This window comes from Nocardiopsis metallicus (genome assembly GCF_014201115.1).
GTDB lineage: Bacteria > Actinomycetota > Actinomycetes > Streptosporangiales > Streptosporangiaceae > Nocardiopsis > Nocardiopsis metallicus.
Genome location: NZ_JACHDO010000001.1, coordinates 7,533,070 through 7,555,378, shown reverse-complemented (window position 1 = coordinate 7,555,378; position 22,309 = coordinate 7,533,070). Strand labels below are relative to the sequence as shown.

The window sequence follows — 22,309 nt, the reverse complement described above, 5'->3', positions numbered from 1 at the left end:
TTATCCCGGCTCAGGGGTTCTGCGCGAATCGCGCGGCGAGGTCGTGCTTCTCACCGGCCCCGCGCGAACTCTCCGCCGTGTTCCGGTAGCCCTTCGGGAGGGCTTCAGGAGCCCTCAGCCGTCCTTGTCGGTGAGCTCGCCACGGGCGGGAGCGGGGCGCAGGACGGCGTCCTTCAGGGCCTTGGCGGCCGCGCCGACCTCCCGGGCGTAACCGACGAGGGTGGAGCGGCGGCGGGCGCCGAGGCTGGGGTCGCCCACGCCCACGGCGTCGATCCCGGCGGCCCGGGCCAGGGAGACGGTACGGGGAAGGTGGAAGGACTGCGTGACCATGGTCGCCGCGTCCACCCCGTAGAGCCGCCTGACTCGCACGCAGGTGTCCCAGGTGCGGTAGCCGAACGGGTCCGCCGTCACCCGGTCCGCGGGCACGCCCCGGGCCACCAGGTAGTCGGTCATGGTGTCGGTCTCGCGGCGGGAGACCTCCCGGTTGTCCCCGGAGACCAGGACGCGGTCGACCTTTCCGGTCTCCACCAGCCGCACGGCCAGGTCGAGGCGGCGGGCGAGCAGCGGGGAGGGGCCGTCGGCCCAGGCGGCGGCGCCGAGCACCACGGCGACGGGCCGGTGGGGCACGGTGTCCACGCTCCCGCGCCGGCCACCGCTGGCCAGGTAGGTCCAGGCGAAGGGCGACAGTCCGAGGGCGAGCACGCCTGCTCCGGCCGCCGCGATCCAGATACCCACAGCCGAGTGTCCTCCCCGTTCGGCGCGCGGCCCCTGCCGCGCGGCCACACCATCATGGCGCACGGTGGGAGCACGCGGTTCTGCTCACGGGCCTCGGTCAGCCGCTGTGCCGCCCTCACCAACTGTGCCGTCCTAACTGAAGAGGTCGCTCCAGCCGCCGGACCTCTTGTACCGGACCTTGAGCGCGCCGCCCTGGCTCTTGCCGGTGATGACGAAGTGCGGGGTGCCGTGGCGCGGGATGGAGTCGATGTCCGAGCGGATGCTGCCGAACCACGAGGCGTCCACGTCGATCTCGGCGGTGGCTCCCTCGGGCAGGACCAGGTCCGCCGACCCCCAGGAGGCGTCCAGCCACACCTCGATGACGGGGGTGGTGAGGCGGGCCTCGCGGAAGTCGAGTTTGGTGCTGTTGAAACGGGCGTCGACCTCGACCCGGTGGGGCACCGTCCACTCGCCCTTGCGCACGACGGGGTGGCCCTGGCCCTTGAGGACCAGGGGCTGGCCGCCCACGAGGGGTTGGCGGCCCGTGGGCGAGAGTCCCTGGCCGCCGCCGGTCGGGGCTGCCCCGGTGGGTGCGGGACCGCCGAACCCGGCCGCCCCGGCGGGCAGGTCGGACACGACGGGCCGCAGGTCGGCGTAGGTCTTGGCGGCGTAGACCGCGCTGAGGCGCTCGTCGAGTTCGTCGAGGTCCAGTCGGCCCTCACCCGCGGCCTCGCGGAGGATCTCGGCTACCTGGTCGCGCTCGGTGTCCGAGATGCGCATGTGGTTCATGTCGTCGGGGGCCACGTGCTCGTCCCGCTCCTTCCGCCTGATTCGGTCACCACCAACGTTAGGGCATGGGGCCGGTTCGGGGATTCCCGAGTTCGCGGCGCGGGCGGCGGAGGGAGGTCGTTGAGGGGAGCCCGTCTGTCGTACCCGCCGTGGAAGATGCGTTCCGAGCCTCAGGGGCCCCTGGGTTCACACCACGCGCGCCCCTTTCGGGGTCGCCGCGGTTTGCCCGGGCGTCCCCGCTTTGGAGGGGACGGGGACTGGGTACCGCTTCTCTAGGGTTGTTGAGGACGTGGTTGAGGACTCTGCCGGGGTAGGACGGACCCCGGCAGAGTCCTGAACCACGCGTCGTACCTCCCCGGGTGGCTACACCATGTCGCACCGCACACCTTCCTGCACAGAGCGTGTCCGGAACCGGCCAGACTGCGAAGGTAACCCCAGGGTCCCTCATGTTTTCGGGCCCCTACCACCTCAGCCCCGCCCTCGGGTTTCGGCCACCCCCAACCCGTAGGCCAGGACACCCTCCCCTCTCCCAACTCCCTCAGGAGAAACAGGACGGCGCCAGCCCGAGACGCGAGTTTCGGACAGCACCATAACCCACATTATGGACACACACGGCGAGCGAAGAACCGCAGGTCAGGATCCCCCGCCCCGAATGCCGTCGAAAATCTTCGCGAGACTATCGAACACCCTTCCGTAAAGCATCCTTTGAACTGCGAAAACGCCACCCACAAGGCGATCCGCGCGATGGTCGAGAATCGCCCTCCGAGCGGCGTTTGCCCAAATTCCCCGGCGAGCATGTTTCCAGTGAGAGCGGAGCCTCCCGCCGGCTCCACCCTCGCCAGACACCATCCGCTCCGACCGTCCGAAAGAGCCGCCATCAGGTCGAAGACCGGAGGAATCCACGACGTGTCCGCCCTCGCGATCGCCCCGACGTTTCTCAGCGACTTCACCCGCCTCACGCCCGACGTCCAGCTCAACACCCTGGCTGTGATGCGCGCCTACCAGGCCGGTGACCAGCCCGGACTGGAGTCCGTCGCGGGCGCCGCCGACCCCCGGGTCCGGGTCGTCAGCATCGCCCCCGACTGGTCCGGCGTCATCGTCCCCGACCCCGGCGCCGAGCCCGGCACCGAGGACGCCGGGCAGGACCAGGCGCACGAGACGCCCTACCGGCTGCTCACCGTGCGCCCGCGCGACGAGGCCCTGCGCTACGCCCGCAGCCTGCGCCCCGCGGCCCTTCCCGACAGCCTCGTCGAGGCCGGGGTCGACCCCGTCGACCTCACCCCGACCGGCCCGCCCGAGCTCGCCGGAGCGCTCAGCTCGCCCTTCGCCCAGTGGCAGATCACCCTGCACCCGGACCAGCACCGGATCACCGAGGCGCACTTCAACGGTTCGGCGCAGATCACCGGCGGCCCGGGCACCGGCAAGACGGTGATGGCCCTGTACCGCGCCGCGCACCTGGCCGAACTGGACGCCGCCGCGCACCCCGGGGACACCCGGGAGTCCGTTCTGCTCACCACCTACAACCGCGCCCTGGCCCAGTCCCTGGCCGACCGGCTGGACCAACTGCTGCCCGACCCCGGCACCCGCTCCAGGGTCAAGGTGGCCACCATCGACAGCCTGGCCCGCTCCATCGTGCAGACGCACACCAGCACGGCCCCGCGGATGGCCGGTAAGGACGAGTTGGCCCAGCGCTGGCGCGCGGTCGCCCTCGCCGACGGCCTGCCCTTCTCCGGGCGCTTCCTGGTGGACGAGTGGGAGCAGGTGATCCTGGCCAAGGGCCTGGAGCTGCTGCCGGACTACATCCGCTGCGAGCGCAGCGGCCGCGTCCAGCACCTGGCGCCCGAGCACCGGCGGCAGGTGTGGGAGACGGTGCGGCGCTACGTGGGCGCGATGCGGGTGGAAGGACTGTGGTCCTACCCACAGCTGGCCGGTGAGGCGGCCCGGGTGCTGGGCCGGTCCGGCCCGCTGTTCCGGCACGTGGTGGTGGACGAGGCCCAGGACCTGCACCCGGCGCAGTGGCGGATGCTGCGCGCCTCGGTCCCGGAGGGCCCCGACGACCTGTTCATCGTGGGCGACCCGCACCAGCGGGTGTCCGACAACCGGGTCTCGTTGGCCTCGCTCGGCATCAACGTGCGCGGCCGCGGCCACCGGCTCCGGGTCAGCTACCGGGTGACCCAGGAGATCCTGGACTGGAGCATGCCGATCCTGGGCCGCCGGGCCGCCCTGGGGATGGACGACGACGCCGACACCCTGGCCGGTTACCGTTCGCTGCTGCGCGGACCCGCGCCGGTGGTGCGCGGTTGCGAGAGCCGGACCGAGGAGCTCACCGCGCTGGGCGAGTGGGTCCGGGTGTGGCTGGAGGCCGGGGTGAACCCGAGCGAGATCGCGGTGGCCGGGCGCAACCAGTGGGTGGTGCGCGGGGTCACCAAGGAGCTGGAGGCCCGCGGCGTACCGACCACCCCGTTGGAGGGCGCCGGCGACACCGCGGCGGTGCGGGTCGGCACGATGCACCGGATGAAGGGGCAGGAGTTCCGCTGCGTGGCCCTGGTCGGGGTGAGCGACCACCTCCTGCCTCCCAAGGCCGCGCTCGAGGCGGCCGAGGGCGACCAGGTAGCGCTGGAGCACGCCTACCAGCAGGAGCGGACGCTGCTGTTCGTGGCCTGTACCCGGGCCCGGGACGCGCTGTACGTCTCGCATGTGGGACAGCCCAGCCGCCTGATTTCGGAGAACTGGTGAGGTGGGGTCCGGGGCCGAACCCGTGACCCCCTGAATCGCCCGCGGCAGCCGGGTACCGGTCAACCGGCCGGAACCCGGTCCGGTCCGGCTCGGTTCCGGGTCCGGCTTCGGGGAGGCGCAGGGAACGGGAAACGGGGGCGCCGTCGCCGCGGCGCCCCCGTTCTCTATACCGTTCTCCGGGACAGGGGTTCCCCGAGATCTGTCGGGGAGCTAAGCGGTCCCGCCGTACCGACCGTTGAGGTTGGGGATGGTCATCGAGTCGGTGGAGGCCATCGGGTTGTCCACCTCCACGCCGGTCACGTACATGATCGGCAGCAGGAGCGGCGGCGGGAAGTCCGGCGTGAAGGTCAGCGGGATGCCCAGCAGCCGCACGTGCATGCGTGTCACGTGCATCTCCACGTCACCGGTGAGGTTCATGGTGGGCAGCCCGAGGCTGCGCCGGGTACCGAGGTCGTCGAACCACAGTTCGCCGTTGCGGATGTCGCCGCGGCTCATGGTGAGCCGGATGTAGCGCTGAGGGCCGTCCGCGGTCGGGCACTCCACCACGCCCCGGTAGCGGGCTCCGTACATGGTGAGGCTGTCGGCGGTGAGGCCGGAGTCGCGGACCGAGCCGCGGAAGCAGTCGTAGTCGGAATCGACCACGACCTCCGGGTAATCGCCCTCCTCCTGTGCGGACTGGCAGGCCAGGACCACGGCGAGGAAGTCCTCCTCGTCCTCGGTGACGGCGTCGTCACCGATCTTGAGCTGGCACTCCTCGGGGCCGGCGTCCTCGTCCTCCTCCAGCTCCTCCTCTTCCTCTTCCTCGTCTTCGGTCTCGCCCTCGGTGTCCTCGTCGTCGTTCGGGTCCTCGGGGTAACCCTCTCCGGGGTCACCCCTGCCGGGCTCCTCCGAGGCCTCGTCCGAGGGTTTCTCGGAGGGCCGTTCCTCGGATTGTTCCTCGTCGCCCCCGGGGAGGAACCAGTCCCAGGGCCAGCCCAGGCTGGGGGCGGGCGCCGAGGCGACGGCCACGGCGACGGCCAGTGGCAGGGCGAGCGCGACCAGGGGCCGGGTGCCGCCCCGCGGGTCGGTGACGGTCTCGGTCTCCGCTGTCGCGATGCCGTGGTCACCGGGGGTTTCGGCACGTGTGCCGGTGCGGGTGCCGGGGGTGTCCCCGGCGGAGGTGCCGCTGGTGTCGCTGTCGGCGTCAGCGCTGCCCGTGTCGGCGGCATCGGCGTCGGTGTCGTCATCGACCCCGCCGCCCGCCTCGTCCTCGGGTGGGACCGCAGCCCGGCGGCGCTTGCGAGAGCGCCGCCGGGCGTCGGGTGCCCACGCGAACACGAGAGACCCGCCGACGATTCCGAGCAGCATCCCGATGACGAACCCACCGAAGTTGGAGGTCACGAAGGACACCAGCGCGAGCATGACCCCGACCAGGCCGAAGAACACGTGCTGGGCGGGCTGGAACCAGCTCAGCACGCCGAGCGTGATCAGCAGGAACGCGATGAGCGGACCGGACACCCCGGCGATCCCCGCGTAGATGATCAGGTCGATCGGCAGGATCAGGCTCTGCGCGGCCGGTGCGACCAGCAGCTCGACGCCGGCCGCGACGAGGAGGACTCCGCCCCAGAACGGACGGGTCCGTCGCCAGTCGCGGAACCATCCCCATCCCGAGCGAAGCGGGTTCAGTGCGTGGGCCATGGGCTCAGAAGCACTCGTGGTTGCCCGGCTTGATCGCCAGGTTCAGTCCGGACAGGCGCAGGGAACCGGAGGTGACCGCCCAGGTGGTCAGCTGCATGTCGGAGACGGTGATGCTGTCGGACTGGAGTCCGAAACCACCCGCGGGGCCCTGGCCTCCCTCCGCCTTGTCCAGGGTGCTGGCGTCACGGCCGATCTCGATGGCGCTGAACTCGGCGTTGCCCTGGAGCTGTTCGATGTCGATGACGAGGTTGCTGCCCTGGACCGGGCTGGTGGCCCCGGCGTTGATGACGAGGGTGGCCTCACCGATGGGCAGGTCCCACAGGGAGGACATGCACAGGTCGTCCAGTTCCGCGGTGTTGATCGTGGACAGGCCGACGGGGCGGGCCGAGCCGTCCACCGAGTTGGCGACGTCGCCGTACTGGCTGAAACCGTTGCCCTCGAGCGATTCCGCGGACATCTTGAAACTGTCTCCGGAGACCGCGAAGGAAGCGGCGAGAAGGCCCTGGGTGGTCATGCCGCCGAGAACGGCGGCCGCCACGAAACCGGGGACGGCGACGAGGGCGAATCTGCGCCAGCGTGTTCCACCGCTGCCTTCGGGCTGCTCAGGCATGTCCTGAGTAGCCTCGGGCGCCTCTTCGGGAGCCTTGGGCATGTGAACCTCCAGTGTTCCGCCGCTGGGGGAAGCGGCGAGGGGGAACGAGACTTGCGCCGAAGCACGCCACGCGTGTTACATGGAACACACCTTACTCGGCGGTAGTGACGAACATTACAATATGGGTTGTCACATTTCTAGATGGCGCATTCATCGTTGCGGACTCGTATCCGGCGCATTACGGGCAACCGCTTCCGACCTGGAGAGAGACCCAAGCCATGTCCCCTCAGCGCACAGAAGACCCCGCCGACGGCAGAGCACAACCGGATGCCGATGACGTGAACCCCGGCGTGAACGGTGCCGCCCAGGACGACGCCTTCGACTACGACGTGGTGGTGATCGGCTCCGGCTTCGGGGGATCGGTCAGCGCCCTTCGCCTCACGGAGAAGGGTTACCGCGTCGGCGTCCTGGAGGCCGGACGCCGTTTCACACCCGAGACGCTCCCGTCCTCGTCCTGGGACGTGAAGAACTTCCTCTGGGCCCCGCAAGCCGGGATGTACGGCATCCAGCGCATCCACCTGCTGCGCGACGTCATGATCCTCGCCGGCGCGGGGGTCGGCGGCGGCTCCCTCAACTACGCGAACACGCTCTACCACCCGATGGACGCGTTCTTCGAGGACCCGCAGTGGCGGCACATCACCGACTGGAAGTCGGAGCTGTCGCCCTTCTACGACCAGGCCCGCCGCATGCTCGGCGTGCGCACCAACCCCACCGTCACCCCCTCCGACGTCCATCTGAAGGCGGTCGCCGAGGACATGGGCGTCGGTGACACCTTCCGCCTCACCCCCGTCGGCGTGTGCTTCGGCGACGGCCAGGACGGCGAGGGCAACAAGGCGGCCCCCGGCGAGTCCGTCGGCGACCCCTACTTCGGCGGCGCGGGCCCCGACCGCAAGGCCTGCAAGGAGTGCGGCGAGTGCATGACCGGCTGTCGGCACGGGGCCAAGAACACCCTGACCGAGAACTACCTGTACTTCGCGGAGCGTGGCGGCGCCGAAGTACACCCCCTGACCACGGTCGAGCGGCTGCGTGAGCGCCCCGAGTCCGAGGGCGGCGGCTTCGCGGTGGACACCCTGCGCACGGACGCCCCGCGGCGCCGGTCGAACGCCCGCACCTTCACCGCGCGCCAGGTCGTGGTCGCGGCCGGGACCTACAACACCCAGACCCTGCTGCACCGGATGCGGGACAACGGGATGCTCCCCCGGCTGTCCGAGAAGCTGGGCACCCTGACCCGGACCAACTCCGAGGCCCTGGTCGGCGCCATGAGCAAGCAGGTGCCGCCGCCCGAGGACCTCACCCAGGGCGTGGCGATCACGTCCTCCATCCACCCCAACGCGAACACCCACATCGAACCGGTCCGCTACGGCAAGGGCTCCAACGCGATGGGGCTGCTCACCGCGATCCAGGTGCCGGGCGGCGGGAAGATCCCGCGCTGGCTGCGCTTCCTCGGCCTGGCCGCGCGCCACCCGTACGTGTTCATGCGCAGCTTCTCCAACCGCCGCTGGTCCGAGCGGGTCATCATCGGGCTGGTCATGCAGTCCCTGGACAACTCGCTGACCACCTCGGTCAAGCGGGGCCTGCTGGGCGGGAAGAAGCTCACCTCCCGGCAGGGGCACGGCGAGCCCAACCCCACCTGGATCCCCGAGGGGCAGGAGGCGGCCACCCGACTGGCCGAGCGGATCGACGGCTACCCGGGCGGCACCGTCGGCGACATCTTCAACATCCCGATGACCGCGCACTTCCTGGGCGGCTGCCCGATCGGCGACAGCCCCGAGAGCGGCGTGATCGACCCCTACCACCGGCTGTACGGACACCCCGGGCTGCACGTGGTGGACGGTTCGGCGGTCACCGCGAACCTTGGCGTGAACCCGTCCCTGACCATCACCGCGCAGGCCGAGCGGGCGATGTCGATGTGGCCGAACAAGGGCGAGGAGGACACCCGCCCGGCGCAGGGCGAGGACTACCGGCGCACCAAGCCGGTCTACCCGCGCGACCCGGCCGTCCCGACCGGTGCCTTCGCCGAGCTGCGCTTCACGAAGTCGCTGCCGCTGTCCGTGGTGAGCTCCACGGAGCCGCCCGGCGGGGAGGCGGCCGGGGAGATCGCCGAACAGATCGAGGAGAAGGCGGCCGAGATCGGCGCCGAGGCGCCCAAGAGCTGACCCGGCTCCGGGCCGCACGCGGGCCCGGACACCTGAGCGGTGTCCGGGCCCGTGGTCTGTCCGGCTTCGAGCGGTGGGGGCCGCTGTGCGAAGGGTTGAAGTCTTCGGGGGTCGGGGGTCGAAGCTGTCGGGGGTCGGAGCGAGCCGGGTGCCGGGGAGCACGGCTCTGTGTGGCTGTGTTGCTGTGCTGCTGCGGCCTCAGGGGCCGTGCGGGTCGTCCGTTTCCGAGGCGGACAGGCCTCCGCTCCGCAGGGTCTCCATCCCGTCGGCGAAGTGGTCGCCCATGATGTTGGTGAGGTGGTTGGCCATCTCCTGGGCCAGGACCGCGTCCACCGCCTGCTGGGCCAGGGGTCGCACGTGGCGGATGAGTTCGGCGATCTTCGCGATGTCCTCGGGCTGGAGCACGCTACCCGCGGTGTACTCGGCGATGATGTGGTCTGAGACCAGGCGGATCATGTGCTCGGAGACGTGACCGATCTTGTCGCGCAGGTTCTCGGCTATGTCGAGCACCGAGCCCACGGTCATCCCGAGCTTGACCAGTTCCACACCGGCGTGCAGCAGGCGCGGGCTGGGCACCCGGAAGCGCAGACCGTCGCGTTCGAGCACGCCGAGGTCCAGCGCACGCTTTATGGTCTTCGGGGTCACCCCCTTGCCGAACAGTTCCCTCAGGTCGCCGAGGCTGATGTAGTCGGCGATCTCGTCGCTCCAGGCGTCCCCGATCGCGGATTCGAAGCCGAGGACCTCGGACAGGTCGCCGCCGCGCTCCCACACCTGGAACATCTCACCGATGTTGGCGAAGGTGTAGCCGCGGCGGAGTAGCTGGCCGATCAGCCGCAGGCGCGCCAGATGTGCTTCGGAGTAGATGCCCACGCGCCCCTGGCGTCGAGGCGGGGCGAGGAGACCTCTGTCCTGGTACACCCGGACGTTGCGCACCGTCGTGTCGGCGAGTCGGGCGAGTTCGTCAATGCGGTATTCGGCCATGCAACCCAGCCTAGAGACCCTGGAGAGCCGTACTCATCAGTAAATCCGTCCCTCCGTGCCGTTGAACGATGTCAACGAAGATTGTAACGTTCAGGAGAATCGGAGTGAACGGGGTCACATCACTTAAACCGCCCGTTCGGCGCGCCTCCGACACGGAACACCCCCTGGAGGTACCCCATGTCCGTGGCAAACGCGCAGACACCGAAACTCACCGACCGCGAGGACATCGCCAAGCGCCTCCTGCGCGGCTCCGCCAAGGCCTCCTTCGACCCCCTCGTCGAGATCGACTGGGACGCCCCGCTGGAGGACAAGTGGGGCATGCGCCCCGAGCGGGTGTCCATCTACGGCACCCACCTGTGGGACCGGCTCAGCGAGGACCAGCGCAGGGAGCTCTCCCGCCTGGAGATGGCCAGCACCATGGCCACCGGCATCTGGTTCGAGACGATCCTGATGCAGATGCTGGTCCGGCACGCCTACCACAACGACCCCACGACCCTGCACGTCCAGTACGCGTACACCGAGATCGCCGACGAGTGCCGCCACACGGTCATGTTCGCCAAGGCGATCGAGAAGCTGGGCTCAAAGGCCTACCGCCTCGACCCGGTCGCGCACGTGCTGGGCAACCTCTTCAAGGCGATCGCGCACGGCCCGCTGATCTTCGCGGGCGCTCTGTTCGTCGAGGAGATCCTCGACCAGCTGCAGCGGGAGATGATCGACGACGACAGCATCGAGCCGGTCGTGCGCTCCACCTCCCGCATCCACGTGATCGAGGAGGCCCGGCACATCCGCTACGCCCGCGAGGAGTTCCACCGCGACTGGATCAGGCGCGGCCCCGTGGACAAGGCCTACTCGCGACTGGTCCTGGGCCTGGTCACGTACTACTCCGCCACCCGGCTGATCCACACGAAGGTCTACGAGCAGGTCGGCCTCGACCCCAAGGAGGCCTACCGGGTGGCGCACCGCAACCCGATCTTCATCGACAGCAAGACCGAGCTCTCCCGCAAGGTCGTGAAGACCCTGGACACCGCCGGGGCGATCACGGGGCTGGGCCGGTACTTCTGGAAGAAGGCGGGCCTGCTCGGCCGCTGATCGGGCGGCAGGGGCCGGTTCGGTGGGCCTGAGTCATGGATCCGCGGCTCCCGAAACCGGTGTGCGACCGGCGGGGAGCCGCGGATTCAGGCTCACTGGGCAGCGGGGCTGGGAGAAGTCCTCTTTCCTCCCGTGAGAGCGGGGGTGCCGGACTACAATTTTGAACTCCCCCCCACAACTCAACAACTCAAGGTGCAGCCCATGGACCCCCTGCTCACCTCGTTTGGCACGACCCCCAACTCGACGTCTGTGTCCCTTCTGGGCGCGGTCGTGTTGCTGCTCAGCTTCCTGGGAGCGATGGGACTTGCGAAGTACCTCCGCAAGCAGGCCAGAGCCTTCACGAACGAACACGGCAGAAGGATCATCGACGGGTTCCTCTGGAGGGCCAGCCGCTACGCGGGACAGGCGATACGCGCGCGTTCCAGCATGAGGCGCTACTGCAATAGCCGTTTGGGGGACGCTGGATCACGTTCGCTCCATGTCCCCGGGTTTCGCGATACCGCTCTTGACGTGGACGAGGTGTACGTACCGCTGACCTTGGAGAGCGGCGGGTACGGCCGTACCTACACCAGCCTCAACCTGCTCGAGGCTGGCGGCCGCCTCCTCATCATGGGCGACCCCGGGTCCGGAAAGTCGACCCTGGTCAAAAAGGTCTACCGGGACACCTGCCGGCAGACCGCCGAGAAGCCCGGGCAGGGACGGCTGCCCATCCTCCGGGACCTCAAGAACCTGAACCCTCCCGCGCACCTCACGGTTGAGCGGGACCTGGCGGAGTGGCTGCTCAACGAACTTCGGGAGCAGGTGGCGCAGGTCGAGGGTTTCGAGATGGCGGAACTCTTCGACACCTGGCTCAGCGGACCAGGGCTGTTCGTTCTCCTCGACGGCATGGACGAGGTCGCCAGCGACCGTTACGTCAAGGTGGCGACGGCCCTTCGCGGTCTGAGTCAGCGGTTGTCCGAGAAGTCACCAGGCAACGCCGTCGTCGTCACCATGCGGGTGCAGTTCTACCAGCAGGTCCGCGCGGACCTGCTGGAGGACTACCCGAAGACGCTGTACGTCCGACCCTTCAGCCCGAATGAGATCTTCCTCTTCCTCCAGCGGTGGCCGTTCGCGTCGGATCGGGAGAAGAACGCCAACCGCGTCTACCGCGAACTCAACGACCGTCCGACGCTGCGGGATCTGTGCGGAAACCCCCTCGTGCTGGCCATGTACACCCAGCGTGACTGGAAGGACGGCAACGGCAAGATTCCGGAGAGCCGCACGGAGTTCTATTCGAGGGTCGTCGAGGAACTCCTGGTCATGCGCAGACAGCGCCAGATCCAGCATCCGGGCCGCCTGGACACGGAGTACCGGGAGCGTGAAGCCTTTCTGGGGCGGTTGGCCCTGGAACACCTCATGGATCCGGACCAGCCGGCCAACTCCCTGGACTGGAAGAGAGCGTTGGTCCTGGGCGGCCAGACCTGGAAGTGCTCCGAGGTGGAGGCCGCACGGCGCCTGCGCCAACTCGCGAGCGTCACCGGGATCATCAGTGAGGAGCGGCGGGGCGAGTCGTATCGTTTCATACACCTCACCTTCTGCGAGTTCCTTGCGGCCAAGGAGTGCGCGGACGGGGAGGAGAACGGCTGGCGGCGGTTGATCGACCGGCACCGCGCCTTCCGCGACTCCCTACAGGTCCAGAACCGGACCCGACTCAGCGGGACGCTCCCCTTCGCGCACGCCCTCCTCCGGCGCGGACAGAAACCGGAGAAGGCGCTCGCTGACGTGGCCGATCTCGGCGACCGTTCGGTGCTGGGCCAGTGCTTCCTCGAGACGCAGCTGTACGAGACCAGGCAATGGCCTGAGTACTTCCACGCCGAACGCAACGACTTGATGGAGAACGAGGGAAGGGAGTGGGACGAAGCGCGACTGCGGCAACTACATGCTTTCTCGGTGGTCGTGCGCGACGCCGCGGAATGGGCCGAACGCACGGAGCGGACACCTGATCCCGATCTCGGCACGGTGTTCGAGAAGATCGTCTCGGGCAACCGAGAACGGCTCCTGACGATCTTCACCTCGCACGCGAGTCAGGACGCGGCCGCCGCCTTCAGCCTGGCCGACCAGGCAGGGCCCCGGAGTTCTCGCGGTTTGTCGGGGAAGTAACGAACGCCGGATCTACACCGCCTGTGAGGACATAACCGGGTTCTGACATGCAAAAACGGGCACGGGCCTGAAGGATCATGGAGTTGTCGAGACACCACTATCCGCAAGGCTCCGCACCCGCTGTGTCATCATCTCGCTCCCAAGGCGTTCTCACAACCGATCCCGCCGAACCGCTCACCCCGGACCTGATGGACCACCTGGCCACCATCGACGACCCCCGCCACCCACGCGGCCGCCGCTACCCCCTGACCGCCTTGCTCGCCCTGAGCGTGTGCGCTCTGACCACCACCGGCCACAACACCACCACAGCCATCACCGAATGGGCTCACAACGCACCCCCACCCATCCTCCTGCGCCTGGGGCTTCCCGTCTGCCCTTTCACAGGGCGGATTCACATCCCCGACGAGCGCACCCTGCGCGAGGTGCTCGCCCGCCTGGACCCCGCCCAACTCGCCCGGGCCGGCCTGGCCACCCTGGACACCCGCACCGGCCCACCACCCACACCCCACAGTGCGGCCCGCACCCCCGGCGGGGCACCCGAACGCGAACACCGCCGGTCCCACCGCACCCGCCAATGCCAGATGCCACCCCCACGGCTACGCCACACCGCCTACGCCGTGGACGGCAAGACCCAGCGCGGCGCCCGACCGCGCAAGGGCCGCGCTTCGATCTCGATGTCCTTGCACGCCGCCCGCCACCACGACGCCGCCGTGGCCGCCTGCACCCAGCTGGGCAACAAGAAGGGTGAGACCAGCGCCTTCACCGCCCTGCTCGACCAACTCCACGACACCGAGCTCCTGGGCGCGATCATCACCGCCGATGCCCTGCACACCGTGGCCGACCACGCCACCTACCTCCTTGAGCGCGGCGCCCACTACCTGATCTATGTCAAGGGCAACCGGCCCAGGCTGCACACCCAGCTGTCCACTCTGCCCTGGTCACAGATACCGGTGGCCCACAGTCAGGGCCCCACCCACGCCCACGGACGCGAAGAACACCGGTCGGTGAAGGTCACCGCCGTGACGGGCCTGGCCTTTCCCGGGGCCCGACAAGTGGTGCGCATCGAGCGCCACCGCCGCGAGCACGGCAAGGCCCAGGGCAGCCGCGAGGTCGTCTTCGCCGTCACCGACCTGGACGCCCACCAGGTCTCGCCCGCGGAACTGGCGGCCCACGCTCGCGGTCATTGGACGGTGGAGAACCGGGTGCACTACGTGCGGGACGTGACCTTCAACGAAGACGCCCGGCGCACCCGCACCGGGGCGGCCCCGGTCGTGTTGGGTTGCTTGACCGACATCGTCCGCCAGGCGCTGAGCGCCGCGGGGTGGAAGAACACACAGTCCGGGCGCAGAGCCCACACAGGCAAGGACAAAGTCCTCGACCTACACGGCATCAGACGAACTCGGCCTGTATGGATCTAAACCGCGAGAACTCCGGGGCCCTGGCCGACCAGGTCGGTGTGAACCTGCTGACCGACCACTCGGAACTTCTGGTGGAGAGCTGCCAGGAGAAGCCCTTTCTCGCTCTAGCACTCGACCGAGCCCTGGAAGGCGTTCCTGACCAGCGCGCCCCCTGGTCACGAATCCTGGTCGAGGCTGCACTGCGCTATGAGAACGTCGCACAAAGATTAGACGAGCTTGCCGTCCGAAACCAGGATCACAATCATCGAGGATCGAGAGAAAAGGCCCCACTGGAAGCAATGACCAGACCTGGTTCTGCATACCACCGCGTCTTGCAGCAGGCAGACGTGAGATCCACCGAGAGGGAAAAGCTTCCGGCCACCTCCTGCCTCATCAAAATCGGAGATTCACGATTCGGAGGAAATGCCTCCATCCTCAGGTCCACCATCCTGATGATTATTCCCTTTGCAGTCGCAGGTTCCGTGGCGTCAGGTTTATTTTATTCAATATTCCTCTTCCTGGAATCCATCCTGGGAAAAGAAGAGGAGCAGCCCTTGCCCTACCCGGCCATCGCACTTATATTCACTTTCCTCCTGGTCACAATTTACATCCTTGAACTCACAAGAGCAAGGGAATTTCATTTCCTGCTGACACTGAACACTGTCAATTTCAATACAGATGCGGGATTGCACAAAACCCCCACAGCGGCGATGATCTACCTCGCCCTAAGTTCATATTCCGCAAGGCGCGACCTGAGGACACTCCTCAGGCTCCTCGACATTCGGAACGGCACCTCAAGTTCCGACACGCCAGAACTGAACGGCCTGAAGCTGGCCAGGCACGCACGCGCAAGAATCTCCGGGAATTCAAAGTCGTGACCCTCGGGCCCGGCAGCCCGGAGAAGCGCCAGCCAGCGGGAGAGCAGGAGCCGGTCCGGCCGTCCAGGACCACAAGCCACGGCCACCCCTCCCCGCCGACGCGACCGCAGGCGGTAGCGACCGAGACCGTCTCGCCACAGCCCGCCCGCCAGCACCAAGACCACAGACCCAAGGCAGCAGGACCCACAGAAGGAGCCCTCGCGCACCGGCGAACCGCCAAGACCACAGGCGCTAACCAGCCACAACTTCGCAGGTGACCAGCCCCAGGGGGCCGTGCGCTCGGACGCACGGCCCCCTTCCGTGTGTGCCAGAGCGGCGCAGCACTCGGGAGTCCCGGAACTTACCCGCGAGTAAATTTCTGGCGACACCCCATTGCATTGTGACAATGCCCGTTGTAACGTTCCGGCAATGACTGTGGAGGAGATCACATGACGACCCCCTTGCCGCGCCACCTGAGCCGGCTGCCCGGCCAGAACGCCATCGTCACCGGCGCTTCCGGCGCGTTCGGCAGCGCCACCGTGGCGGTCCTGCGCCACCTCGGCGTCAACGTCGTCGGCATCGACCGCAAGGCCGCCCCCGGTGTCATCGCCTGCGACATCACCGACGACACCCAGGTGCGCGAAGGGGTCACCGAGGCCATCGAGCAGCTCGGCGGTCGCCTGGACCTGCTCATCCACTACGCCGGGGTCGGCCCGTCCGTGGACATCGGCCACCTGCCCGACTCCCACGCCCACCAGGCGCTGGAGGTCAACCTCCTGGGCACCTGGCGGGTCACCGCCGCGGCGATGCCCGCTCTACTCAAGAGCCGGGGCCGCGTCATCATCACCGCCTCGCTGCTGGCCAACCTCCAGCTGCCGCTGGCCGGCGCCTACACCGTCTCCAAGCGCGCGGTGACCGCCTACGCCGACTGCCTGCGCGCCGAGTACGGCACGCACGTCGGGGTGACCACGGTCTACCCGGGCTTCGTCGACACCCCCATCCACGAGAGCTCGCGCGCCACCGGCGCCTCGCTCGACGGGCTGGTCCCCGCCGAGACCGAGCGCGACACCGTGATGACCGTGGTCCGCGCCGCGGGCGCCAAGCGCGCCCCGCGCGACGTCGCCTGCACGGCCTTCGGCACCGCGGCGCTCCACCTGACCAAACACTTCCCCGGCACCACCGAACAGATCGTCTCGCTCCAGCTCGGCCTGCTCCTGACGGACGGCGCCTTCGCGGAGGCGGAGATCGCCCAGGGGCTGCACGCACGACACGGCTCCCCGTACGCCCAGACCAGTGCCACCGCCAGCGCCGCCCCCGCCACCAGCACTTCTTGAATCAGCACTGTCTGAGGAGGAACCCGATGACCGCAGAAGTAATCGCCAAGCCGAAGGTCACCGACCGCGAGGACATCGCCAAGCGCCTCCTGCGCGGCTCCGCCAAGGCCTCCTTCGACCCCCTCGTCGAGATCGACTGGGACGCCCCGGTCGACCCGGACATGTGGGCGATCCGCCCCGAGCGCATCTCCATCTACGGCACCCACCTGTGGGACCAGCTCAGCGACGAGAAGCGCAAGGAGCTCTCCCGCCTTGAGGTCGCCAGCGTCGCCACCATCGGCATCTGGTTCGAGACGATCCTGATGCAGATGCTGGTGCGGCACGCCTACCACAACGACCCCACCTCGCTGCACGTGCAGTACGCGTACACCGAGATCGCTGACGAGTGCCGCCACACGGTGATGTTCGCGAAGATGGTCGAGAAACTGGGCTGGCACACGCACCGGCTCGACCCGGTCACCTTCCACCTCGGCCGCGTCTTCAAGGCGATCGCGCACGGCCCGCTGATCTTCGCGGGCGCGCTGTTCGTCGAGGAGGTCCTGGACCAGCTCCAGCGCGAGGCCGTCCCGGACGAGCAGATCCTGCCGCTGGTGCGCGCCGTGGCCCGCATCCACGTGACCGAGGAAGCGCGCCACATGCGCTACGCCCGCGAGGAGTTCCAGCGGGACTGGCCCGAGCGCGGCGCTCTGAACAAGGCCTACAGCCGGATCGTGCTGGGCCTGGTCTCGTACTACTCCGCGACCCGCCTGATCAGCCCGAAGGTCTACGAGCAGGTCGGGCTCGACCCCAAGGAGGCCTACCGGGTGGCCAGGGGCAACCCGCACTGGGTCGAGACCAAGACCTGGGCCGCCCGCAAGGTCGTCGGCACGCTGGACACCGCCGGTGCGATCTCGGGTCTGGGCAGGTACTTCTGGAAGAAGGCCGGCCTGCTCGGCCGCTAGGCCGCAGCGAACGGAACCAGCGCCCCAGAACCCCCCAGATCCGCCCCCGTGAGGATCACCTCTCCCCAGAACGCCGTCGTCGGAAGGCGAAACGCGCCACGTCTTCCGGCGGCGGTCCCCCAAACGTCGGGGGCCGAGCGCGTAACGCGCCACGCGCTCAGCCCCCGACACCCCCTCCCCCGGGGGCGAAACGCGCCACGTCCCCGGGGGACCCATACTTACCGGTCGGTACGCAGGGGTCGGCAAGCAGAGTCCGCCGATCCGCAGGAGTCCGGGGTCGCACCGGTCCGCACCGCGCCGCACCGGGCCGCACGAAGGGAACAGCATCGTGACCGAAGCAGTACCGCACTACCGGGTCGCCGTCATCGGCTCCGGGTTCGCCGGAATCGGGATGGCTGTCCGCCTCAGGCAGGCCGGGCTCAGGGACTTCGTGGTCCTGGAGCGGGCCGACGGCATCGGCGGGACCTGGCGCGACAACTCCTACCCGGGTGCCGCCTGCGACGTTCCCTCACACCTGTACTCGTTCTCCTTCGCGCTCAACCCCAACTGGAGCCGGACCTTCTCCCCACAGCCCGAGATCTGGGACTACATGAAGCGGGTCGCCGGTGAGCACGGGGTCGACCAGCACGTCCGCTACGACAGCGACGTCAAGGCCGCCCGCTGGGAGCCCGACCGCAACCGCTGGCGGGTCGAGACCACCAGCGGCACCGTCACCGCCCAGTTCCTGGTCAGCGGCGCCGGTCCACTCGCTGACCCCACCTACCCGGATATCAAGGGCCTGGGCACCTTCGAGGGCAAGCTCTTCCACTCCGCCGAGTGGGACCACGAGCACGACCTGACCGGCCGCAAGGTGGCCGTGATCGGCACCGGCGCCTCCGCCATCCAGTTCGTACCCAAGATCCAGCCGCAGGTGGGCAGGCTGACGCTGTTCCAGCGCACCGCGCCCTGGGTGATGTTCCGCCACGACCGCGACATCACCAAGGCCGAGAGCTGGCTGTACAGGAACATCCCCGGCGCCCAGCAGATCGCCCGCAAGAGCATCTACTGGGGCCGCGAGAGCTACATCCTCGGTTTCGCGAAGAACCCCAAGCTGCTGGGGATCGTGGAGCGCCTGGGGCGGGCCAACATCAACCGCAGCGTCAAGGACCCGGAGCTGCGCCGCAAACTCACCCCGACCTTCCGCGCCGGGTGCAAGCGCATCCTGATGTCCAACGACTACTACCCCGCGCTGGCCCAGCCCAACGTGGACGTGGTCACCGAGGGCATCGTCGAGGTCCGGCCGAACTCCGTGGTCACCCGGGACTCCTCCGGCGGGGAGACCGAGCACGAGGTGGACACGATCATCCTCGGTACCGGTTTCCAGGTCACCGACCCGCCCATCGCGCACCGCATCTTCAACCCCGAGGGCCGCTCGCTGGCCGAGCACTGGGGCTCCGACGTCCAGGCGTTCCGGGGCACGACCGTCAACGGCTTCCCGAACGCGTTCGTCCTGGCCGGGCCGAACACCGGCCTCGGGCACACTTCGCAGGTCTTCATGATCGAAGCGCAGATCCGGTACACGATGGAGGCGCTCAAGTTCGCCTGCAAGAACCGGATCGACCGCCTGGAGCCGCGCCCCGAGGCCCAGCGCGCCTACACCGAGATGGTGCACAGGTCCATGCGGGGCACCGTGTGGGTGACCGGCGGCTGTGACAGCTGGTACCTGAACGAGGAGGGCCGCAACACGACGCTGTGGCCCACCTTCACCTGGAACTTCGCGCTGCGCACCCGCTGGTTCGACCCGCACAACTACGACCTGCGCCGCATCCGTTCGGCCAGGAGGAACAAGGAAGCCGCCCCGGCCTGAGCACGCCGGGGACCACAGTCGGAGCCGGAGAGGGAGAAGCAGCATGAGCGGGTTCGATGACGAGGAAGAGGAGTACCGGGGCACGGTCACCATCGTTCTCCAGGATCCCTCGGAGAGCGACGGTTCCGGGAAGAGCTTCGAGGTCCAGGCCCACCTGGCCGGGCACTTCTCGCCGCTGACCGGCGACTACCGGTGGAAGGGCCGCCTATCGGCCGACCCCGGCCTCACCGAGGCCTACAGGAGCGGAGCGCGCACCGTCATCGTGCGCACCCCGGACGGCCACGAAGGGGTCGGCGTCCTCGACAGCGCCAACCTCTGGGGCGGCCACCCCGTCAGCGGATCCGGCACACCGCCCTTCGCCGTACCCCAGATCGAACTCGACGACTGAGTTCCGGCCGCCCCCGCGGCCCCTAGAACGTCCCCCCAGGTCACGCGCCGTCCTGGGGGGACTCCCCTTCCCGAGTGTCCAGAGTGAGAGGTAACCCCCCCAATGGCGACACGACACGTGGGCCACGCCCAGGAGCTCAGGGTGCGCTCCGCCGACGGCACCCAGCTGCACGTCGAGGTCCGCGGCCCGGCCGAGGGGCCGACCGTGGTGTTCGCGCACTGCTGGTCGACCTCCCTGGCCTCCTGGGGTCCCGTCGTCCGCGGACTCGAACCGAACCTGCGGGTGGTCCTGTACGACCAGCGCGGCCACGGCCGCTCCCAGACCCCCATCACCCGCGCCGGTTACGGCACCGACAAGCTCGCCGACGACCTCTGCGCGGTGCTCGAAGCGACCGTTCCTGACGGCCACAAAGCGCTGGTCGCGGGGCACAGCATGGGCGGCATGACCATCATGGCCGCGGGCCCGCGCGCGACCTTCAAGGAGAAGGTCGGCGCGGTGTTGCTGACCAACACCGGCTGCACCGAACTGCCCGGAAGGTCCACCGCCATCCCCCTCCCCGGAGCCCTCGGAACCCTGGGCGCCAAGATCTTCCTGACCGCGCCGCTCCCCCTGGGCCCGGCCAACGCCGTCAGCACCGAGGTCTTCAGGTTCCTGGTCATGGGTAGGAAGACCGACCGCGCCACCAAGCGCCTGTGCGCAAGGCTCGTCCACGACTGCGGCGGCATCCCCCGCGGCGAGTGGGGACGCGTCATGACCAAGCTGGAGCTCGACGACTCGGTGCGCCAGATCTCCGTGCCCACCGTGGTCGTCGGCGGCGACGAGGACAAACTCACTCCGCCGTGGCACGCCCACCACATCGGCGGCCTCGTCCAGAACTGCGAAGAGGTCCGCGTGATCCCCGGCCTGGGACACATGGGCCCCCTGGAGGTCCCCAAGACCCTCGCCGAACTGGTCGACAAGCTGGCGATCAACCATGTTTCCGCAGGTCCGAAGGTTTAGAGCCGAGCGAAACCTGACATACGGGGGCGCGACGCGGAGGGGGCGTCGCGCCCTTTCGCCGTGCCACCAACCGAAAGCCGACTCCACCAACAGGAGGAAACCCAGTCCCGGCCCAGTCCACCGAACGTTTCACTCTGTAGTTGCCGGGCTCCGTGAGGTGCGGTGGGGAGGGGACGTCCAACGTTGCGAAGCGGCTAGGGTTCGCGGACCAGGGTCGGGATCACGTGCTCGGAGACTTCGGAGTGCACCTGGTGGAGGCGGGTCTGGACCGCTCTTCTCAGCTTGGCCAGGCACTCGACCAGGGTGATGTCGTCGCCGACCAGTCCGCCCTTGGCCACGACCGGGGTGCCGTCCAGCGGGCCCCCGCTCAGGTGCCCGTGCACGGCGAGCGGGACGATCTCGCCGCCCACGTCGAAGGCGTGCACGTCCAGCTCGTCCAGGAGGCTGGCCACGAGGTCGCCGCCGGTCAGGTAGAGGCCGCTGGGCAGGGCCTGGGCCCCCACCGTGTCGGCCAGCTCGTTGACCACGTCGGCGACCAGGCTCGCGATACGCCCCGGAAGCTCGGCGCGGGCCTGGGGCGGGAGTTCGCGGACGCGTTCGGCGGTGGTCACCACGCGCAGCACGCACAGTTCCGGGAAGCCCGAGGAGGACAGGTGCGCGGTGAGTTCGTCCGCCACCTCGTCGGGGTGGTCGCTGTCCGGGTCGCTGATCGCGACGGCGTCCACGTCCACGAAGCGGACCGCGCCGGTGCGGGCGACCGTGGCGAGCTGGCGGCGGGTGAGTTCGGTGGTGCTGCCCGCGACCGCGAGCAGCGGTCCCCGGGAGCCCGCCTGACCGCGCAGGCGCAGGGCGTAGGCGAGCAGGGCTCCGGTGGGCCCGGGATCGACCGCCACCCAGACGGTGCCGTCGGAGTGGTGGGCGGCGGCCGCGGCCTCGGCGATGTCGGTCAGGTGCTGCTCGCTGCTGGCGTCGCAGAGCACGATGGGCTCGTCACCGGCGAGGAGCTCGGCGGTGAGCATCTCCTGGGTGATCCGGCGGATGGGCACGTGCCGCACGGCGAGGTCGGTCTGCTCGGCGAGGATGTCGGCGACCACGCTGGTGGTCATCGGGCACAGCGGGTCCACCGCGAGTTCGGTGCGCTCCAGGGGCAGACCGTTGAGCAGCTGGACGCCGTCCTCGGTGATACGGCCCGAGCCCGGGAAGGCCGGGGTGAACAGCACCCGGACGCGGGTCCCGGCGGGGAGCCGGTCGCGGACGGCGTCGTAGGTGGCCTCGATCTCCGCACCGATGTTGCCGCGCAGGGTGGTGTCGGTGCGCTTGACCACCAGGCCCACCGGCCAGACCGCCTCCACCACGTCGGTGACCAGGTCGGCGGCCTGTTCGGCCGGGACGTGGCGGCTGTCCAGGTTGGCGACCACCACGTCGTAGTCCCCGGCGACCCGGCTGACGTGCTCGGGGGTCACCGTGGCCACCCGCATGCCCGTACGGGCGAAACGGGCGCCGGTGGCGTTGGCACCGGTGAGGTCGTCGGCGACCACGAGGACCTGGGCCACGGCGCTGCTCCTTCGGTGTGGGAAACCCTTGCTTAACCTGCCTCCAACATAGGCCCCGGGG

General features: G+C 69.1%; 17 protein-coding genes. 11 read left to right on the top strand and 6 right to left on the bottom strand.

Translation table 11 applies throughout. The features are described 5' to 3' along the window. Nucleotides 1-114: 114 nt before the first annotated feature. Together HNR07_RS33260 and HNR07_RS33255 are read right to left on the bottom strand one after the other, a co-directional pair. A complete protein-coding gene (locus tag HNR07_RS33260; protein WP_184370768.1) occupies nt 115-735 on the bottom strand; it encodes a SanA/YdcF family protein in 621 nt (206 codons plus the stop codon). Nucleotides 736-867: 132 nt separating this feature from the next. After that, entirely contained in the window at nt 868-1,518 is a 651-nt protein-coding gene (locus HNR07_RS33255) for a DUF1707 SHOCT-like domain-containing protein (protein ID WP_184370765.1), read from the bottom strand. A gap of 891 nt (nt 1,519-2,409) precedes the next feature. Between HNR07_RS33255 and HNR07_RS33250 the strand changes: the two genes are divergently transcribed. Beyond that, the gene (locus HNR07_RS33250) at nt 2,410-4,239 is read left to right on the top strand and encodes a UvrD-helicase domain-containing protein (RefSeq protein ID WP_184370763.1); all 1,830 of its coding nucleotides are present in this window, start codon (nt 2,410-2,412) and stop codon (nt 4,237-4,239) included. Between the two features lie 210 nt (nt 4,240-4,449). Here the strand turns inward: HNR07_RS33250 and HNR07_RS33245 are convergent, their stop codons facing one another. Then, nucleotides 4,450-5,916: a DUF6114 domain-containing protein gene (locus HNR07_RS33245; RefSeq protein WP_184370760.1), complete on the bottom strand. Its 1,467-nt coding sequence runs from the start codon at nt 5,914-5,916 to the stop codon at nt 4,450-4,452. A 4-nt stretch (nt 5,917-5,920) separates the two neighbouring features. Further along, the gene (locus tag HNR07_RS33240; RefSeq protein WP_184370757.1) at nt 5,921-6,568 is read right to left on the bottom strand and encodes a DUF6230 family protein; all 648 of its coding nucleotides are present in this window, start codon (nt 6,566-6,568) and stop codon (nt 5,921-5,923) included. 218 nt (nt 6,569-6,786) lie between these two features. Between HNR07_RS33240 and HNR07_RS33235 the strand changes: the two genes are divergently transcribed. Next, nucleotides 6,787-8,724, top strand: a complete 1,938-nt coding sequence (locus tag HNR07_RS33235; RefSeq protein WP_221319008.1) for a GMC oxidoreductase — start codon at nt 6,787-6,789, stop codon at nt 8,722-8,724. A gap of 198 nt (nt 8,725-8,922) precedes the next feature. Here HNR07_RS33235 and HNR07_RS33230 read toward each other — a convergent pair whose 3' ends face one another. Then, complete coding sequence (locus tag HNR07_RS33230) at nt 8,923-9,705, bottom strand: MerR family transcriptional regulator (protein WP_184370754.1); 783 nt, start codon at nt 9,703-9,705, stop codon at nt 8,923-8,925. Between the two features lie 177 nt (nt 9,706-9,882). On the opposite strand from HNR07_RS33230, the gene HNR07_RS33225 reads away from it, so the two are divergent. The 9 genes from HNR07_RS33225 (at nt 9,883) to HNR07_RS33185 (ending at nt 20,695) form a co-directional block, all read left to right on the top strand. Then, nucleotides 9,883-10,794: an AurF N-oxygenase family protein gene (locus HNR07_RS33225; protein WP_184370752.1), complete on the top strand. Its 912-nt coding sequence runs from the start codon at nt 9,883-9,885 to the stop codon at nt 10,792-10,794. Nucleotides 10,795-11,304: 510 nt separating this feature from the next. Continuing rightward, nucleotides 11,305-12,933 carry an NACHT domain-containing protein gene (locus HNR07_RS33220; RefSeq protein ID WP_184370749.1) on the top strand — a complete coding sequence of 543 codons (1,629 nt, stop codon included), beginning with the start codon at nt 11,305-11,307 and terminating at the stop codon, nt 12,931-12,933. A 122-nt stretch (nt 12,934-13,055) separates the two neighbouring features. Further along, nucleotides 13,056-14,351 carry an ISAs1 family transposase gene (locus HNR07_RS33215; protein ID WP_221319007.1) on the top strand — a complete coding sequence of 432 codons (1,296 nt, stop codon included), beginning with the start codon at nt 13,056-13,058 and terminating at the stop codon, nt 14,349-14,351. A gap of 38 nt (nt 14,352-14,389) precedes the next feature. Beyond that, nucleotides 14,390-15,208 (top strand): hypothetical protein, encoded by an 819-nt coding sequence (locus HNR07_RS33210; RefSeq protein WP_184370746.1) that lies wholly within the window; start codon nt 14,390-14,392, stop codon nt 15,206-15,208. A 428-nt stretch (nt 15,209-15,636) separates the two neighbouring features. Next, nucleotides 15,637-16,521: an SDR family NAD(P)-dependent oxidoreductase gene (locus HNR07_RS33205; RefSeq protein WP_184370743.1), complete on the top strand. Its 885-nt coding sequence runs from the start codon at nt 15,637-15,639 to the stop codon at nt 16,519-16,521. Nucleotides 16,522-16,547: 26 nt separating this feature from the next. Further along, nucleotides 16,548-17,462, top strand: a complete 915-nt coding sequence (locus tag HNR07_RS33200; RefSeq protein ID WP_184370740.1) for an AurF N-oxygenase family protein — start codon at nt 16,548-16,550, stop codon at nt 17,460-17,462. Between the two features lie 328 nt (nt 17,463-17,790). Next, entirely contained in the window at nt 17,791-19,308 is a 1,518-nt protein-coding gene (locus tag HNR07_RS33195) for a flavin-containing monooxygenase (protein WP_184370737.1), read from the top strand. Nucleotides 19,309-19,351: 43 nt separating this feature from the next. Continuing rightward, the gene (locus HNR07_RS33190) at nt 19,352-19,696 is read left to right on the top strand and encodes a DUF4873 domain-containing protein (RefSeq protein ID WP_184370734.1); all 345 of its coding nucleotides are present in this window, start codon (nt 19,352-19,354) and stop codon (nt 19,694-19,696) included. Between the two features lie 102 nt (nt 19,697-19,798). Then, complete coding sequence (locus HNR07_RS33185; protein ID WP_184370731.1) at nt 19,799-20,695, top strand: alpha/beta fold hydrolase; 897 nt, start codon at nt 19,799-19,801, stop codon at nt 20,693-20,695. A gap of 194 nt (nt 20,696-20,889) precedes the next feature. Here the strand turns inward: HNR07_RS33185 and HNR07_RS33180 are convergent, their stop codons facing one another. Next, nucleotides 20,890-22,248 carry a four-carbon acid sugar kinase family protein gene (locus tag HNR07_RS33180; protein WP_184370728.1) on the bottom strand — a complete coding sequence of 453 codons (1,359 nt, stop codon included), beginning with the start codon at nt 22,246-22,248 and terminating at the stop codon, nt 20,890-20,892. Nucleotides 22,249-22,309: the final 61 nt, after the last annotated feature.